The following is a 16240-nucleotide window of genomic DNA, read 5'->3' on the forward strand; positions in this document are numbered from 1 at the left end:
AGAGAAGAAGCCGGAAAGTGGTATAATTAATTCCGGCACAACTCAGGTTACGCAGGACAGTATGGAACAGATAACGAATTTTCTCTCGATGGGAAACTATGGCGCTTACATCTGGACGGCCTATCTTTTAACGGCTGCTGTAATGTTGGGCTTACTTGTTACAACCTTGCAACGCCTGCGAAAAAACAAAGCTGAACTGGCTGAATTCCAAACTATGCAGAATTCAACCAAACAGTCTGGTCACAAGGAAGAGACAGCCCGCCCATGACGCGGAAAAGCCGTAGAATGTATGTACTCGTGGTCGCCATTGCTTTGCTGGCCTCTGCGACAGCACTCGTATTAACTGCTCTGGACGATAATATCACCTATTTTTACAGCCCCTCGGACCTAAAAACCAAACAGGTAACTGTTGGTCGGGCACTCAGATTAGGTGGCCTCGTCGAAGATGGAACCTTTGAAAAGCTGGACGGCGGTCTCAAGGTTAAGTTTTCCATTACAGATGGCGCAGAAACTGTCGCTGTAAACTATGAAGGCATACTTCCTGACCTCTTTCGCGAAGGACAGGGCGTCATTACCGAAGGTAGCCTGAATGAAAAAGGTGAATTTATTGCCCACGAAGTTCTGGCAAAGCACGACGAGAATTACATGCCTGCCGAAGTTATTGAAGCTTTGAAAGCATCCGGAGAATGGCGCGGAGATGAGGAGCAAATAACAGAATGATTGCTGAACTTGGACAGTTTGCCATTATCATGGCCCTGCTTGCCGCGATTGCTCAATCAATCCTGCCCCTGATCGGCGCGGAACGACTTGATAGCCGCTTGATGGCTTTTGGTAGTCAGGCATCATTGATTCAATTACTTTTTGTTTTTCTTGCTTTTGGCTGTCTGACCCAAGCTTACATCGTTTCTGATTTTACCCTCGTCAATGTCGCTGAGAACTCTCATTCAACCAAACCGTTGCTATATAAGATCAGCGGTGTTTGGGGTAACCACGAAGGCTCTATGCTTTTATGGATACTTATTCTTGCGGTTTTCGGGGCCGCGGTTGCTGCTTTTGGGCGCAACCTGCCAGTGACGCTCAAAGCCCGGGTTCTCGCAGTCCAAGCAATGATTGGCGTTGGCTTTTTAACCTTCCTGATTTTTACATCCAATCCCTTCACCCGCCTTCTCGTACCGCCGGAAAACGGTCGCGACCTCAACCCCCTTTTACAAGACCCGGGTTTGGCCTTTCACCCACCGATGCTCTACGTCGGATATGTCGGCTTTTCCGTAGCCTTTTCCTTTGCGATTGCCGCGCTTATCGAAGGCAAGGTTGATGCCGCATGGGCACGCTGGGTTCGCCCCTGGACTCTTACCGCCTGGACCTTTTTAACGGGCGGAATCGCGCTGGGTAGCTGGTGGGCCTATTATGAACTTGGTTGGGGCGGCTGGTGGTTTTGGGACCCCGTAGAAAATGTTTCTTTCATGCCATGGCTCATGGGAACTGCCCTGTTGCATTCCGCCATTGTGGTCGAGAAAAGAAACTCTCTCAAGGTCTGGACCATTCTTCTTGCAATCCTGACCTTCTCTCTCTCTCTTATTGGCACCTTCATTGTGCGTTCAGGATTGCTGACCTCTGTTCACTCCTTTGCCGTAAACCCGGAACGCGGCATCTTTATTCTGTTCCTTCTTGCGATTGCTATTGGCGGATCATTGGCACTTTTTGCCTTCCGCGCCCCATCCCTCAAAGCTGGTGGCATTTTCTCACCGATCAGTCGCGAAGGCGGGCTATTGTTAAATAACCTTTTGCTCAGTACTGCCTGTGCAACTGTGTTCCTCGGCACACTTTATCCACTCTTTATGGAAGCTTTGGGCGGCGGTCGCGTTTCAATCGGACCACCTTTCTATAACAACACCTTTGTCCCAGTTATGGTTCCCCTCCTTCTGCTGGTCTGCGTTGGCCCCCTGCTTCCTTGGAAGCGGGCCGATTTGGTCGGCGTTCTTGGCCGTTTAAAATATGCAGGCCTGGCAACAATCCTAGCAATCTTACTTGCATGGTATGTCACAGAAGGTGGACCTTTTCTGGCTATTCTGGGACTTGGCATGGCCGCTTGGATGCTGTTGGGCACCCTGAGCGAGTGGGCAGATAAAATAAAGCTTTTCCGGGCGCCTCTGGCCACAAGTTGGCAACGCATGATCAAACTTCCCGGCTCTGCCTGGGGTATGACACTTGCCCATGGCGGTCTTGCTATTGCCGTCGCAGGTATGATTTCAACATCCGTATGGAAAGTCGAAGACGTTGCCGTTCTCAAACCAGGCGAGACGATCTCTGTTGCCGGAACAGATTATCGCTTCGACGGTGTTCGCGAACTCGCCGGCCCCAACTATCAAGCTGTAGAAGGCACATTCACCGTGAGCCAGAACGGCGAATTCATGACCATCTTAAAACCTCAGAAACGCCTTTATAACGTTCAGAAAATGCCAACCACAGAAGCTGCGATCCATTCAACTTTTGTTGGTGACTACTATGCCGTTATCGGGGATCAGGTTGAAGATGGTGGCTGGACAGTTCGCATATACCGCGAACCAATGGTCACCTGGATATGGTTTGGCTGTACCTTGATGGTCTTGGCCGGTTTTCTCTCTCTTGCAGATCGACGCTTGAGAGTAGGAGCCCCCGCCGGGAAACGTAAACAAGGAAAACGTGAACAGAAATCTCAGCGGAATGCGGCAGCATGAATAAAAAAATACTCTTTACGCTTCCGCTTTTGATCACACTGGTTCTGTTCGGTTATTTCTTCTGGGCACTGACAAAACCGGGAAGAGATCCCAAAATCTTACCGTCAGTATTGATTGATAAACCAGCACCTGAATTCAATCTTGTTGCCTTGGAAAACCTTGGTGTACCCGGTTTCTCCAGAACTGATTTGACCAGCAATGGCAAAGTATCAGTTGTGAATATTTTTGCATCATGGTGCGTTCCCTGTCTTGCGGAACACCCGGATATGGTCAAACTGGGCAAACGCGACGATATAAATCTCTATGGCATTAATTATCGCGACAAGCCCGAAGATGCTCTCAAATGGTTAAACCGTAACGGAAATCCTTATCACAGAGTCGGCAGAGACCCCAAAAGCAGAACTGGAATCGAATGGGGCGTTTATGGTGTTCCGGAAACCTTTATTGTCGATGCATCGGGTACCATACGTTACAAACATGTCGGTCCTTTGAACCCAGGTGATCTGGAAGACAAGATTTTACCGATTATCAGCAGCCTACAGGCACAAAACTAGTCTGGTACATTTTTATAGCTGGGAAATTATTTACCAATGCGTGGCTTATTTCTTCTTACAGCCGTCCTTTTTCTCTTCACAGTCAACAGCAATCCTGTGAAAGCTTTCGACCCTGACGAAGTCCTTGATGATCCTGCGTTAGAGACACGTGCCCGCGAGATATCAAAAGAGGTCAGGTGTCTGGTCTGCCAGAATGAACCTATCGATTCCTCTAACGCCGATCTGGCCAAAGAACTACGGATTGTTGTCAGGGAAAGGCTTGTTGCCGGTGATAGTGACGAGGATGTGAAAAGCTATCTTTCAGCCCGTTATGGCGATTTCGTCTTATTCCGCCCCCCTTTTAACACGGCAACTTTTTTACTTTGGTTCGGCCCTCTTCTCGTTTTGGGCGTCGGTGGCATTGGCATGTTCTTTTTTTATCGTGGCAATAAAAAGCTCAAAGTTGCCAATCCTCTCAGCCCGGAAGAAGAGGCACGCTTGAATCTGCTACTGGATAAAGACAATAAAACAAAAGGCTCAGATTCAGGAGAAGCCTCATGATTTTTTGGGCAATCATTGGCACACTAACCGCACTTTCTCTACTGGTTCTTATCAAACCACTGGCAAAAAAGGCTGAGACAGCCCCCGCAGATACAGCAGAATCGGATCTTGCTGTTTATAAAGACCAGCTAAAAGAAATCGACAAGGATCTCAAAGCTGGAAACATTGCAGAGGCTCAGGCTGAAATTGCCCGTATCGAAATTCAACGACGGATTCTAAATGCAGGGCAGGAACAATCAGCCTCAACCACAGGTCAGCCCCTTTCGCCAAATGCAATGAAAGGGTTATTGGGAAGTTTGATCGTTACATTCCCAATCGCCGGGTTAGCGTTATACATATATCTGGGACAACCCGGCATACCAGGCATGCCCCTTGCCGAGCGAGACATAGCCGCTGAACGCATGGCGATTGCTCAACAGCAAAACAATCAACGCAATACTGAAATGATGGCACTTGCCGAGAAGCTACAAGCCCGACTGGAAAACGACCCCCAAAATCTGGAAGGTTGGATGTTACTCGGCAGTACTTACGCAGAAATTGGACAATTTCCCCGCGCAGAAAAAGCCTTTCGTCAGGCAATGGAAAATAATCCACCCAACCCGATGGTTTACAGCGCGGTTGCCGAAATGATGGTTGCACAGGCAGAGGGTCAAGTCTCGTCGGATGCGCTTGAACTTTTCAAAAAAACCCTTGAGCTCAATCCCCGTGATCCACGTGGACTTTTCTACAGCGGCCTTGCCTTAACACAGGCTAACGCAAACGAAGATGCACTCAAACTCTGGTTAACGTTACGGACTTACACATCGGCAGCAGACCCTTGGCTTCAGGTTTTAGATAGCCAGATTGTTGAACTTGCCAACCTTGAAAAGATGAACCCGGAAAAGCTTCTCGCATCTTATCCTGCACAGCCCCCAACAGAAACAGCTGAACAACAAGCGGAAAACCAAACAGGACCTTCGGCTGAGGATATGGCCGCAGCCGCTGAATTAAGTGCAGAGGATAGAAACGAGATGATCAACGGTATGGTTGAAAGACTTGCTGATCGCTTGTCAGAAACACCGGATGATCTGCACGGCTGGATACAACTGGCACGGTCCTATCACACACTTGATAGAACATCAGATGCACTTGAAGCCATTAAAAATGCTGAACTCGCTGCGGAAAAACAACCGGATACAGAAGCAGCACGAGAGCAAATTCAAAAGCTAAAGCAAGAGCTTGATCTTTAAAAATCTACAACAGAAAGACCTAGAGAAGTTGTATATATTTTTTTTGCTTTTCATAATGAAAAAACCACACTAATTTCATTAGGAAGCAAAATAAAAAGATAATTCAACAATGGGGACATAACCTATGGCGTCAGACGCCGCGGCTATTGTGGATAAAACACCTGCACTTGTTTGTGAAGACATTCATAAATCATTCGGCAATATCGAAGTTTTAAAAGGTGTTTCCTTAACTGCTCACGAAGGCGATGTCATCTCAATGCTCGGTTCCAGTGGTTCCGGCAAGAGTACCTTTCTACGCTGCATCAACCTTTTAGAAACCCCGAATTCCGGTAAAGTGACCGTTGGTGGCGAACTCATCAATATGAAAGCCACCAAGTCTGGTGAACCTTTACCGGCAGATAACAAACAAATCGAACGCATTCGTTCTAAACTGTCTATGGTTTTTCAGGGATTTAATCTCTGGTCTCACATGACAACACTGGAAAATATCATAGAAGCCCCGATCCACGTGCTCGGCCTGAGTAAAGCGGAAGCCATTGAACGCGCGAATGAGATGATGGAAAAGGTCGGCATCTACGAGCGTAAGGATTACTATCCTGCCCACATGTCCGGTGGACAGCAGCAACGCGTTGCAATTGCGCGTGCTCTGGCTATGGATCCATCTGTCATGTTGTTTGATGAACCAACATCCGCGTTGGACCCGGAACTGGTCGGGGAAGTATTAAAAGTTATCCGCGACCTTGCCGAAGAAGGTCGGACAATGATTGTTGTTACACACGAAATGGGTTTTGCACGGGAAGTATCAAACCAAACGCTTTTCCTTCACAAAGGTCGTATTCTAGAGCAGGGAAATCCACAAGAGATTTTCGCCAATCCACAATCAGAGCGTTTCAAACAATTTATCGCTGGAAATCTAAAATAATAAGACAAACAACAGGTATAACAATTAAATTTAGGGAGCTATTAAATGAAAAAGTTTCTTGTAACTGCCGTAGCGGCAGCAATGACATTCACAGCTGGCGCTGTCGCAGCAAAAGATCTGCGTATCGGTGTTGAGGGCGCTTACCCTCCATTCAGCAGCATCGACACCAATGGTAACGTTGTTGGTTTCGATATTGATATCGCCAATGCACTTTGTGAAGAAATGAAAGTAAAGTGTACTCTGGTCGTGCAGGATTGGGATGGTATCATTCCAGCGCTTAACGCTAAAAAATATGATGCAATCATCGCATCCATGTCCATTACCGAAGAGCGTAAAAAGAAAGTTGATTTCTCTGAGAAATACTACAACTCTCCTGCGCGCTTCCTTCGCAAAAAAGGATCAGGCATCGAAATCACAGCTGAAGGCATGAAAGGCAAGTCCGTCGGTGTGCAACGCGGTACAATCCACGATAAATTTATCACTGCTGAGTTCCCAGATACCGAAATCAAGCGTTATGGCACGCAGGACGAAGCATACCTCGATATCGCAGCTGGTCGCGTTGATCTCCTGATTGCTGATTCCATTGCTATGGATGAAGGTTTCGTCAAGACAGACGCCGGTAAAGATTTTGAGCTCTTTGGCCCATCATACAATGATCCAAAATACTTCGGCGAAGGTGCTGGTATTGCTGTTCGTAAAGGTGAGACAGAACTACGCGATCGTTTCTCTGCTGCCATCAAAGCAATCCGTGCAAACGGTGTGTACAAAGCGATCAACGACAAGTATTTCGACACAGACATCTACTAAGGACAACGATGGAATGACCATCTTGTATCCTGGTTAAATACTGAAAGAGCACCCCCGGAACCTAGATGATCAATCTGCGTTCCGGGGTGCTTTTTTTAAAAGTCTGAAAGTCCAGACTTAAAATCGGAAGATTTAAAATGATTAACCTTGATGGCTACGGATATAGCATCCTTGTTAGTGGCGGCATTATTACCGTCTCCATCTCTATGGCATCTTTGCTGGTTGCCTGTTTTTTAGGAATGTTTGCTGCACTTGCACGGCTTTCAAAAAACAAAGTCGCCAGCTCAATTGCTTTTGGCTACACCACAATCATTCGCGGTGTTCCAGACCTTGTTCTGATGCTCTTGATTTTTTTCGGCGGTCAGGTTTTTGTGAACAATCTGCCAGAAAATCTTTTGAACTTTACAACGTGGATCGGCGAATTAATCGGGGCAGGAGATTCACTGAAAACAGCTGCAGAACCTTATCTTGATTGGGGATATATCGATATCAACCCCTTTATTGCAGGTGTACTGACCATTGGCTTTATCTTTGGTGCCTATATGGGCGAAACATTCCGCGGGGCCATCATGGCAGTAGACCGGGGAATGTTGGAAGCCGGCACAGCCTATGGCATGACAAGGTTTCAAATCAACCGCCGTATTCTCTTTCCGCAGATGGTTCGCCATGCGTTACCCGGAATTGGTAATAACTGGCTGGTTCTTATGAAAGCTACTGCGATTACATCAATTATCGGCCTTGAAGATATGGTCCGAAAAGCAGGCCTCGCAGCAGGGGCAACCCGCGAACCCTTTAAATTTTATCTCACTGCGGCTATTGCATTCCTCGTTCTAACCACTTTATCGATTTGGGTTCTAAAGTTAATTGAAAAACGCTATTCGGCTGGCGTAAGGAGTGCGCTTTGATGGACTTACAGATAATACAGGACGAGCTACCTTTATACTTCGAAGGCTTACTTCTCACGATCAAACTTGTACCGCTCTCACTTTTAATCGGGTTTCTTTTTGCAATTCCGCTGGCCGTGATGCGGTTATCAAAAAATCCACTGATAAATTATCCCGTCTTCGCCTTTACCTATGCATTCCGGGGAACACCACTTATCGTTCAACTGTTTATTCTTTATTATGGCGTAGGGCAGTTTGAAGGGTATAGCGAATTAACCAAAGAATTTGACTTCCTGAAAGGAGCTTACTTCTTTGCGTTACTGGGCTTTACGTTAAACACAGCAGCTTACACGACAGAAATTTTCCGAGGGGCAATGGCACAAACATCCTTTGGTGAAGTCGAAGCAGCAAAAGCCTGTGGCATGTCACAGTTTTTAATCTTCAGACGGATAATCATCCCCAGTGCATTAAGACGCGCCCTCCCTGCCTATTCTAACGAAGTTATCTTTATGCTTCACGGCAGTGCATTGGCCAGCACCATTACTCTGGTGGATCTAACCGGCGCAGCTCGTATCGTTCAATCTCGTTACTACGCCCCTTATGAGGCTTTTATTACTGCCGGTGTCTTCTATTTTATTCTGACTTTCTTGTTTATCTGGCTCTTCCGTCTCGTCGAAAATCACTACAACAAGCATCTGAAACGCCGGGAAGAAACCATCCAGGTCGTGACCTGATTTCATATTGATCATCCATTTAAAAGGCCGGAAGATAAATCATCCGGCCTTTTCTCTTATCTGAACTTGCTCTCTACCTTACACACCAATAGCATAACATATGAGCTACCTATAGGTAGTAACACGACCAATAATTGGTGATTTTGTTATAAGTAATATCGCCAATTAAGATATTCTTTACATTGTCCTATGCTAAAATCAGTAAGTGTTTTTCCTTTGGCGTAAATTATCTGCATCGGGTTAAGGGTAAATTTATATAGTTTGCAGAAAATAGGATAACGACACTGTATGATGTTGATGGATCAGGAACTACAATTGATAAAGGTGAGAGCTACGTGGATCTGGAAAGTATTAGGGCACAACTACCTGGCTCAAACATTGATGAGACCAGCTTTCTAGCAACGGATTATTTAAATCATCTCAACGAAGCTGTGATGATGCTGGAAATGGTGCCAGACATGCCGGATCTTTTTGAAGAAGTTCAGGCTTGGGAACCCAAAAGCTATCAACAGCATTTTCTAGACAGTAGTTTTCAGGCAAAAGAACTTGCCGTGGCTGCCTACGAATCAGCTCCTGAAAAATTTCGCATCCCCTTTGATAAGGCGGTCGAACTCGCCGACAAAGGTATCAAGGACAGCAGAGACGCCATAGAACAGGCTCTTGCCTCTGGTGATCACGTTTCCATCGCCGCACTGGTACCGGATGCTTCCACACACATCCGTCATATGATTGATATTGCCAGTGCTGTTATTCATGGTAATCACAATGTTTTGCCAGCTGACAAGATCATGGAAATCGAAATGGACTGGCAGGCAACACTCTCTGGCAACATGATGGCCGGCGGCATGGCCGAAGAAGAAGAAACTCTGGATGCAGAAGCTATGGGACAAGATGATATCGACGCCCTTTTCGATTAAATCAATCTTTCCACAGTTCAAAGCGTCCCTTTGAAGCTCTGATACTTCTGCTTTCACTCTTGACGACTTAGACCTCCCTGAGCAAACTCCCCTCGCGCACAAACCGAGGAGAAATCATGGAAGATTTATCAACGTTCTGGGAAATAACACTGGAAGTCTGGAATCAGGGTGTTTTTGGGGTCAGTATTGGTCACATCATAACATCCATAGCAATTTTCTTTGCTTTCCTTGTTATTCGGGGATTGTTTTCAAGGCTCGTTATCAGTCGTCTCAAGGCACTGACAAGAAGAACCAAGAACTCTGTGGATGACCATGCATTAGAGGCACTAGAGGGACCAATAAGGATGATCCCGATTGCCCTTGGTGTTTTCTTCTCGCTCGATTATTTGAATCTTGGCGGAGAAGCAGCAGTGTTAGGCAACAATCTTGTGCGCTCTCTAATTGCCTACACACTTTTTTATGCTGTTTATAAACTGATAGATCCTCTGGATTTTTTACTCCATCGTTTCACAACGGTCCTCACCAGCATTATGGTAGACTGGATTATCAAAGCACTTAAAATTTGTGTCGTCTTGCTTGGTGCGGCCAGCATTCTGGAACTCTGGGGCATCAATGTTGGTGCCATCATCGCAGGTCTTGGTCTTTTCGGTGTTGCTGTTGCTCTTGGCGCCCAAGATCTTTTCAAAAACCTTATTGCCGGCATTCTCATCATTGCCGAGAAGCGTTTTAGCCGCGGTGATTGGGTGCGGATCGAAGGAATAGTTGAAGGAACTGTCGAAGACATTGGCTTCCGTTCAACCCGTATCAGACGCTTTGATAAAGCACCTGTCTATGTGCCAAATGCCAAACTGGCCGACAACGCCGTTATCAATTTCTCCAAAATGACAAACCGCCGTATTTACTGGAAAATCGGCGTTGAATACGACACAACAAGCGAACAACTTCGCAAGATTGTGCAAGAAATTAAAGATCATCTGTATGTCACAGAAGCCTTTGAAACTGATGATGCCCGCGCAACAACACTGGTTAATGTAGATTCATTTAACAGTTCATCCATTGATATTATGATTTACTGCTTCACCAAAACAACAAACTGGGGCGATTGGATGAACATCAAAGAAGATTTCGCCCTGAAGCTAAAGGAGATCGTCGAAGGCAATGACAGTGCCTTTGCATTCCCGACATCAACTTTGCATGTGGCAAGCTTGCCAGAATCTCCGGCTCAAATTCAAAACCTCCCCGGACTGGAACCGGAAACACCGCTCAATAAGGGATAATATAAAAGGGGCTCTCATGAGCCCCTTGATTCATTGTGTTATTAGCGGCGAAACTTTTCCCTTCATTACCCCTCATTCCAGGGCATAATTGGAACAGAGGTAATAGAATTCTTTGGGCTGCCTTCAATAACTCTGTCACTATAAACCAAATAAATCAAAACGTTACGCTTTTCATCAAAGAAGCGGACTACTTGCATGGTTTTAAACACAAGAGATGTGCGTTTGGTAAAAACCTCTTCACCATCCTCAAGCTCTTCACGGAATTTGATCGGGCCGATCTGACGACAGGCAATCGATGCATCCGTTGTATCTTCGGCCAAACCCACAGCACCGGATATACCACCGGTTTTTGCCCGGCTAAGATGACAGGCAACACCTTCGACTTTTGGATCATCAAAGGCTTCAATAACAATCTTATGATTAGGCCCTAACCATTTAAAGACGGTATCTACCTCTCCAATCTCTTCCGCTTGAACAGCTGGAGAGAAAACAAACAGACCAGCACCAAGACACAAAAATACTTTGTGGATAATATCACGTAGTTTCAAATTCATTTTTAGAGCTCGCTAAATTCTAGGGGCATGTTTTTCATAGCAAAAGCAATCGACAGTATGATCGTTGACCATGCCGCACGCTTGCATAAAGGCATAACAAATTGTCGGCCCAACAAAACGAAAGCCATTTTTCTTTAAAAGCTTGGAAAGTTTTTCAGATTCTGGTGTCGAAGCTGGCACCTGGGATAAATCAGCCCACGAATTCACAAGTGTTTTATTTTCCACAACAGACCAGACAAGATCCCGAAAAGATCCTTCGCCCGATTCCATGATTTCGAGCCAAGCCTTGGCATTAGTGACGACCGAATTGATTTTCAGACGGTTTCGCACCAAACCCGTATCCCGCATCAGGCGTTCAACATCATCTTCGGTAAATTTTGCAATCTTGTGTGGATCAAAGCCAGCAAACGCCTGCCTGTAATTTTCACGCTTTCTCAGTACGACTATCCAGGATAGTCCGGCCTGAGCTCCCTCCAGAATAAGCATCTCAAAGAGCTCGCGATCATCCGTTACCGGAACGCCCCATTCTTTATCATGATATTGAAGATACAGGGCTTCATCACTAACCCAGCCACAACGCTTTTTTTCCTGATTACGACTCAAAGTCTTCCCCCAACCCCGTTTCCAGTTCTTACGTTATCTGATTTGTTTATCAAAAAGCGTAAGTAATTGCGAAAATGTTTACAAAATATTGATAACCGGATACTCAATCCCTATCTGGGGATACAATTCAATCCCTATCTGGGGATACAATAATGACTATATAGGATGCCAAATGAGCGAAATCAATTCACTGATCAAAGGCTATCACGCTTACCACACTGTTGACTATCGCAGAGATGAAGCGCTATTGCAGTCTCTTGCCAAAAAAGGGCAATCACCAAAAGCGATGGTTATCAGTTGTTGCGATTCTCGCGTCGAACCGTCCTCAATATTAGGAACCTTGCCCGGTGATCTTTTTATGGTTCGCAATGTTGCCAATCTAGTCCCTCCTTGTGCAGCAGATGATCATCACCACGGCACATCGGCCGCATTGGAATATGCAATCACACAGCTTCACATCCCTAATATCATTATTATGGGGCATGCAATGTGTGGCGGTATCAAAGCACTTGTGGATGGCATTCTTGACGATTCCAATGACAGCTCATTTATTGCCAACTGGATAGAAATTGCCAAAGACGCAAAAGAAAAAGCCAGTTGCTGTGGCAAAGAAGGCGAGGAATTACAGCGTGCCGTTGAGCAAGCCTCAATCCTTAACTCATTGGAAAACCTGATGACTTTTCCCTTCATCCAGGAACGGGTCGCCGATGGAAGAGTCCAGTTACATGGTTGGTATTTTGACTTCTCCACTGGTGAATTGTTTAGCTACGACAAAGAAAAAGACGCCTTTATCAACCTCTAGAAGCTAACTGATTCAAATCGTTAACCTTTAATCAAATGAATCGAGTCACACTACCTCTGATAAAGTAAACTATTGGGGGTCGTGCGCGCATTCGCATTGCAGGGGACATGGCATTGGTTGAGTTAGACGAAAGAGCAAACAATACAGGCGTCGAAAAAAGTACTGATAAACGGACCAGGTCTTCAGAAGACCCTTTTATCAAACATTACTTTAGCCGTATTGACCCCGATATTGCGAACAGCTTTACAGATGAACAAAAACACGCCATCAAACAAATGTTTGGCGCACGCGGTTACGCTAAACATCCTGTTGAAATAAGGCGATCCATTCCCTTTGGCCGTCATCGATTCTATCTGATCTTTTTACTTGGTCGTGAGAGGCGTGCTTACGAGCGCCTAAAATCCGAAGGGCAAGCTTCCGGCTATGTTGCCTATGCTTTAGCTAGCGCCTTCTGGTTGGCACCCGCCATTATGATTGCTGCACTCGTGCATTTTTTCGGGTAAAACAATCCATATTAAAAGTATTTACGTACCAATAGATTCAGTTTGAAAAACAGTTGACCGTAATCTCTTTCCGAACCATTAGAACAAATAAGGTGGGAAAGAAGGACCATGCAACAAACAGAGCGTACGTTTCCAAGGTTAAATAAAAAGCGTTCTATGCCTTACTTTTATCAATTCTTGCAATGGTGTTCGTTGTTGAAAACCCGTGTTTCAAATCGGCCAGAATAACCTGACCACCATTCTTGATAACAACATCACCGCCAACAACCTGATCAAGCGTGTAATCGGCTCCTTTGACCAATACATCAGGTAAAATAGCTTCAATCAGTTTTAACGGTGTATCCTCATCAAACAAAACAACCTGATCCACTATTTCCAGAGCAGCTAAAACCGTTGCCCTCGTGTTCTCATCTTGAATCGGGCGGCTTTCACCTTTGTAGCGTTTTACAGAAGCGTCTGTATTCAAACCAACAATCAAACGATCACATGATGATCTGGATTGCTGTAAAGACGCAATATGCCCCGGATGTAGCAGGTCAAAACTACCATTGGTAAATCCGATTTTATAACCCGCCTTACGCCACTGATCGACACGATGTAACGCAGCATCCAATTCAGCGACCTTTGTCTGGCTTGAGTGCCCATTTCGGGCAAGAAGAGCCTGTCTGATTTCACTGCCATAGGCAACAGCCGTCCCGGTCTTGCCAACAACAATACCAGCTGCAATATTCGCCAACCAAGATGCTTCCAAAAGGCTCAACCCGGCCGCAAGGGCTGCGCCAAGTACAGCAACAACAGTATCACCAGCACCAGAAACATCAAAAACTTCCCGTGCTTCAGCCCCCAAATGCTCGACAACGCCATCTGACGTTACCAGCGTCATCCCCTCTTCACTACGCGTGGCCAGTACACCTTTTATACCGCACGTTTTGATCAGATGTTTGCAGGCAGCAACCACTGCCGCATCACCATCAACAGACATTCCCGTCGCTTCGTGTAGTTCTCTGCGGTTTGGAGTAACAATACTTACACCCTTGTAGATACTGTAATCACGGCCTTTCGGATCTACGATTATCTGACATCCTACATCAAGGGCTGCAGCAATAATTGTGCTCAGGGTTTCTTGGTTCAAAACACCCTTGTCATAATCAGACAGAATAAGCACAGGAACAGCCGCAAGATTCTCTTGAACTCGCTTTATGATTTGGGAACAAGTGTCCAGAGAAAGAGCACGATTCATCTCTCGATCAACCCGCAAAAGCTGTTGATTACTTGCCACAAAACGCTCTTTGATCGTCGTCTGACGCGTTGCCTCAATGACAAGATTAAGCGGTTCTTGGCCAACTTCCTTCTGAACAAGCTCACTCACTTCTTGACCAACGGCATCATCACCAATGACGGCAACAAAGTTTGTGGAAGCTCCAATAGCAGCCAGGTTACGAAGAACATTTCCCGATCCCCCCAGCATAGACACCTGACGATTGATTTTCAGCACAGGGATTGGTCCTTCGGGTGAAATGCGTTCCACGCTGCCATAGATAAAACGATCAAGCATAAGATCACCCACAGTCCGCACGCGCGCACCAGCAAGATCATCAACCCGAGCAACCAAATCCAGCAAATCAATAGAAGAGTGAGTTTCCGAAGTCATCCGAAGTAACCAATGTTCATAAAGTTTCGTGTATCTCTTTTGCTACCTATTCAGGTTACGGGCAAGTTTTTTAAGGAATAGCTTTTAATCGAGCCATATTTTAATTGAAAATATCACAAATATAGGTCATTCCGGTAAGGTTAACGAACTTTGAAGACTCTCAAGGTTAATAATGTTACACACGATGATGCAATCTGGATGTAATGTAGCCCGCCCTTATGGATAACTCGACTTCAACAAAGCAACCCGAAGGCCAATTCAGCCAGGAAAAGGTCTTTCTGGATTATGTGAAACGGATCGGCAAACAAACCGATAATCGTCGTGCTGTACATATTTACTTATCGCGGTTACGCCCTTACCATCAACGGGATCATCATTTGCGTATCGCGCAAAATGCATGCGAAGACTTGATTGCCAAATTTTCCGGCACTCTTTTTAGATTGCATAATAATGATCTGGTTGTTGTCACCACCGGGGCAACTGTTGCTCAAATTGATGAAACAATATTAAGGCTGCGTTATCTTTTCAGCGACGATCCAATGCTTGCCGGGGATTATGACTTACAGGCTGACCAGTTCTGTAGCTGGTTTAACCTGGAACATGAATATGCGGACCTGATCGCCCTCGCAGTCAAAATGAACGAAGATCTTGATAACCAAATACGTCGGGAAAAAGCTGAAGCAATCGCAGCAATACACGGCAAACCAGCCGCGAAACCGAAAATTCCGCTGATGCCTTCGCACCTGGCTGCTGTCTCCAAGGCAATTAATCAGGCCGATCTATCCAGTTTAATGAAACGGCAGTCTATTTTCCTCGTCAACAAAGATCAAAAACCTGAAGCGCTATTCAAAGAACTCTTCTTTTCAATTGACCAGCTTCAACAAACACTCCTGCCAACCCATGACTTGCTATCCAATCGTTGGCTCTTTCAGGATCTAACCCGTTATCTTGATAAACGCATGCTGGTCATTCTTCGTCAAAATGACGATTCAACTCTAACCAGATCTTATAGTTTGAATCTAAATGTCGCGACGGCCTTGTCTGATGAATTTTTAAAGTTGGACCATACCTTGGGCGAAGCTGTTCGTCGCTCCATTGTAATTGAATTTCAACTTCTGGATGTTTTTGCGGATATTGGCAGTTTTACCTTTGCCCGCGATTTTTTAAGAGAACGTGGTTACAAAATTTGTCTCGACGGCATTACTCATTTGTCTCTGCCAATGATTGATCGTCGTACTATGGGCTTTGACCTGATCAAACTACAATGGAATCAGGATCTGACTAAATTTCTGAAAACCCCTAGAGGAGATGAAATCAGAAATACAGTTAGCAAAGTTGATCCAAATAGAATGATACTCTGTCATTGCGGTGCCGAAGACGCTGTAAAAACAGCGCATGAGCTAGAGATCAAACTCATGCAAGGTTTTTACATTGATAAATATGTTAGAAACTGGGCCGCTTCAAAAAAGGAAGAATCCAAAAGCCTCGCTGATGCAATGGGACGCCACAGGGCTGAAGCCGATCATGAAGAATAGAGTTTAACACT

General features: G+C 45.6%; 18 protein-coding genes. 15 read left to right on the plus strand and 3 right to left on the minus strand.

Translation table 11 applies throughout. The annotated features are described in order from the left end of the window. Positions 1–61: 61 nt before the first annotated feature. The 12 genes from ccmD (at position 62) to D9A03_RS14950 (ending at position 10581) form a co-directional block, all read left to right on the plus strand. Positions 62–268, plus strand: coding sequence for a heme exporter protein CcmD (gene ccmD, locus D9A03_RS14895; protein WP_085907907.1), 207 nt, complete (start codon positions 62–64; stop codon positions 266–268). Further along, positions 265–720 (plus strand): cytochrome c maturation protein CcmE, encoded by a 456-nt coding sequence (gene ccmE, locus D9A03_RS14900; protein WP_085901793.1) that lies wholly within the window; start codon positions 265–267, stop codon positions 718–720. Before ccmD ends, ccmE begins: the two co-directional genes overlap by 4 nt. Further along, positions 717–2717 carry a heme lyase CcmF/NrfE family subunit gene (locus D9A03_RS14905; protein ID WP_120498024.1) on the plus strand — a complete coding sequence of 667 codons (2001 nt, stop codon included), beginning with the start codon at positions 717–719 and terminating at the stop codon, positions 2715–2717. Before ccmE ends, D9A03_RS14905 begins: the two co-directional genes overlap by 4 nt. Next, positions 2714–3271, plus strand: coding sequence for a DsbE family thiol:disulfide interchange protein (locus D9A03_RS14910; RefSeq protein ID WP_120498025.1), 558 nt, complete (start codon positions 2714–2716; stop codon positions 3269–3271). The genes D9A03_RS14905 and D9A03_RS14910 overlap by 4 nt, the downstream gene beginning before the upstream one ends. Positions 3272–3307: 36 nt before the next feature. Beyond that, a complete protein-coding gene (locus D9A03_RS14915; protein ID WP_120498026.1) occupies positions 3308–3811 on the plus strand; it encodes a cytochrome c-type biogenesis protein in 504 nt (167 codons plus the stop codon). Then, positions 3808–5040 carry a c-type cytochrome biogenesis protein CcmI gene (gene ccmI / locus D9A03_RS14920; protein ID WP_120498027.1) on the plus strand — a complete coding sequence of 411 codons (1233 nt, stop codon included), beginning with the start codon at positions 3808–3810 and terminating at the stop codon, positions 5038–5040. The genes D9A03_RS14915 and ccmI overlap by 4 nt, the downstream gene beginning before the upstream one ends. 124 nt (positions 5041–5164) lie before the next feature. Beyond that, positions 5165–5962, plus strand: coding sequence for an ABC transporter ATP-binding protein (locus tag D9A03_RS14925; RefSeq protein WP_120498028.1), 798 nt, complete (start codon positions 5165–5167; stop codon positions 5960–5962). A gap of 45 nt (positions 5963–6007) precedes the next feature. Continuing rightward, positions 6008–6769 carry an ABC transporter substrate-binding protein gene (locus tag D9A03_RS14930; protein ID WP_120498029.1) on the plus strand — a complete coding sequence of 254 codons (762 nt, stop codon included), beginning with the start codon at positions 6008–6010 and terminating at the stop codon, positions 6767–6769. A 137-nt stretch (positions 6770–6906) separates the two neighbouring features. After that, positions 6907–7674, plus strand: a complete 768-nt coding sequence (locus tag D9A03_RS14935) for an ABC transporter permease (RefSeq protein ID WP_120498030.1) — start codon at positions 6907–6909, stop codon at positions 7672–7674. Further along, positions 7674–8387: an ABC transporter permease gene (locus D9A03_RS14940; RefSeq protein ID WP_120498031.1), complete on the plus strand. Its 714-nt coding sequence runs from the start codon at positions 7674–7676 to the stop codon at positions 8385–8387. The genes D9A03_RS14935 and D9A03_RS14940 overlap by 1 nt, the downstream gene beginning before the upstream one ends. Before the next feature lie 335 nt (positions 8388–8722). Then, on the plus strand, positions 8723–9304 hold the full coding sequence (locus D9A03_RS14945; protein ID WP_120498032.1) for a hypothetical protein: 582 nt from the start codon (positions 8723–8725) through the stop codon (positions 9302–9304). Positions 9305–9420: 116 nt separating this feature from the next. Beyond that, on the plus strand, positions 9421–10581 hold the full coding sequence (locus D9A03_RS14950) for a mechanosensitive ion channel family protein (RefSeq protein WP_120498033.1): 1161 nt from the start codon (positions 9421–9423) through the stop codon (positions 10579–10581). A gap of 65 nt (positions 10582–10646) precedes the next feature. Here the strand turns inward: D9A03_RS14950 and D9A03_RS14955 are convergent, their stop codons facing one another. Together D9A03_RS14955 and D9A03_RS14960 are read right to left on the minus strand one after the other, a co-directional pair. Further along, the gene (locus D9A03_RS14955; protein ID WP_254055062.1) at positions 10647–11135 is read right to left on the minus strand and encodes a CreA family protein; all 489 of its coding nucleotides are present in this window, start codon (positions 11133–11135) and stop codon (positions 10647–10649) included. A 12-nt stretch (positions 11136–11147) separates the two neighbouring features. Beyond that, a complete protein-coding gene (locus D9A03_RS14960; RefSeq protein ID WP_120498034.1) occupies positions 11148–11738 on the minus strand; it encodes a DNA-3-methyladenine glycosylase I in 591 nt (196 codons plus the stop codon). A 172-nt stretch (positions 11739–11910) separates the two neighbouring features. On the opposite strand from D9A03_RS14960, the gene D9A03_RS14965 reads away from it, so the two are divergent. Together D9A03_RS14965 and D9A03_RS14970 are read left to right on the plus strand one after the other, a co-directional pair. After that, complete coding sequence (locus tag D9A03_RS14965) at positions 11911–12540, plus strand: carbonic anhydrase (RefSeq protein ID WP_120498035.1); 630 nt, start codon at positions 11911–11913, stop codon at positions 12538–12540. Between the two features lie 113 nt (positions 12541–12653). Further along, positions 12654–13043, plus strand: a complete 390-nt coding sequence (locus tag D9A03_RS14970; RefSeq protein WP_162938181.1) for a hypothetical protein — start codon at positions 12654–12656, stop codon at positions 13041–13043. Positions 13044–13197: 154 nt separating this feature from the next. Here D9A03_RS14970 and rfaE1 read toward each other — a convergent pair whose 3' ends face one another. Then, positions 13198–14694 carry a D-glycero-beta-D-manno-heptose-7-phosphate kinase gene (gene rfaE1 / locus D9A03_RS14975; RefSeq protein ID WP_120498037.1) on the minus strand — a complete coding sequence of 499 codons (1497 nt, stop codon included), beginning with the start codon at positions 14692–14694 and terminating at the stop codon, positions 13198–13200. A gap of 218 nt (positions 14695–14912) precedes the next feature. On the opposite strand from rfaE1, the gene D9A03_RS14980 reads away from it, so the two are divergent. Further along, positions 14913–16229, plus strand: coding sequence for a hypothetical protein (locus D9A03_RS14980; protein ID WP_120498038.1), 1317 nt, complete (start codon positions 14913–14915; stop codon positions 16227–16229). The last annotated feature ends 11 nt before the right edge of the window (positions 16230–16240 follow it).

It is taken from the genome of Kiloniella sp. EL199 (genome assembly GCF_900313065.1).
Classification (GTDB): domain Bacteria; phylum Pseudomonadota; class Alphaproteobacteria; order Kiloniellales; family Kiloniellaceae; genus Kiloniella.

Coding starts and splice junctions, on each gene's coding strand:
- ccmD (WP_085907907.1), top strand. CDS start 62: ATGGAACAGATAACGAATTTTCTCTCGATGGGAAACTATGGCGCTTAC.
- ccmE (WP_085901793.1), top strand. CDS start 265: ATGACGCGGAAAAGCCGTAGAATGTATGTACTCGTGGTCGCCATTGCT.
- D9A03_RS14905 (WP_120498024.1), top strand. CDS start 717: ATGATTGCTGAACTTGGACAGTTTGCCATTATCATGGCCCTGCTTGCC.
- D9A03_RS14910 (WP_120498025.1), top strand. CDS start 2,714: ATGAATAAAAAAATACTCTTTACGCTTCCGCTTTTGATCACACTGGTT.
- D9A03_RS14915 (WP_120498026.1), top strand. CDS start 3,308: ATGCGTGGCTTATTTCTTCTTACAGCCGTCCTTTTTCTCTTCACAGTC.
- ccmI (WP_120498027.1), top strand. CDS start 3,808: ATGATTTTTTGGGCAATCATTGGCACACTAACCGCACTTTCTCTACTG.
- D9A03_RS14925 (WP_120498028.1), top strand. CDS start 5,165: ATGGCGTCAGACGCCGCGGCTATTGTGGATAAAACACCTGCACTTGTT.
- D9A03_RS14930 (WP_120498029.1), top strand. CDS start 6,008: ATGAAAAAGTTTCTTGTAACTGCCGTAGCGGCAGCAATGACATTCACA.
- D9A03_RS14935 (WP_120498030.1), top strand. CDS start 6,907: ATGATTAACCTTGATGGCTACGGATATAGCATCCTTGTTAGTGGCGGC.
- D9A03_RS14940 (WP_120498031.1), top strand. CDS start 7,674: ATGGACTTACAGATAATACAGGACGAGCTACCTTTATACTTCGAAGGC.
- D9A03_RS14950 (WP_120498033.1), top strand. CDS start 9,421: ATGGAAGATTTATCAACGTTCTGGGAAATAACACTGGAAGTCTGGAAT.
- D9A03_RS14955 (WP_254055062.1), bottom strand. CDS start 11,135: ATGAATTTGAAACTACGTGATATTATCCACAAAGTATTTTTGTGTCTT.
- D9A03_RS14965 (WP_120498035.1), top strand. CDS start 11,911: ATGAGCGAAATCAATTCACTGATCAAAGGCTATCACGCTTACCACACT.
- rfaE1 (WP_120498037.1), bottom strand. CDS start 14,694: ATGACTTCGGAAACTCACTCTTCTATTGATTTGCTGGATTTGGTTGCT.
- D9A03_RS14980 (WP_120498038.1), top strand. CDS start 14,913: ATGGATAACTCGACTTCAACAAAGCAACCCGAAGGCCAATTCAGCCAG.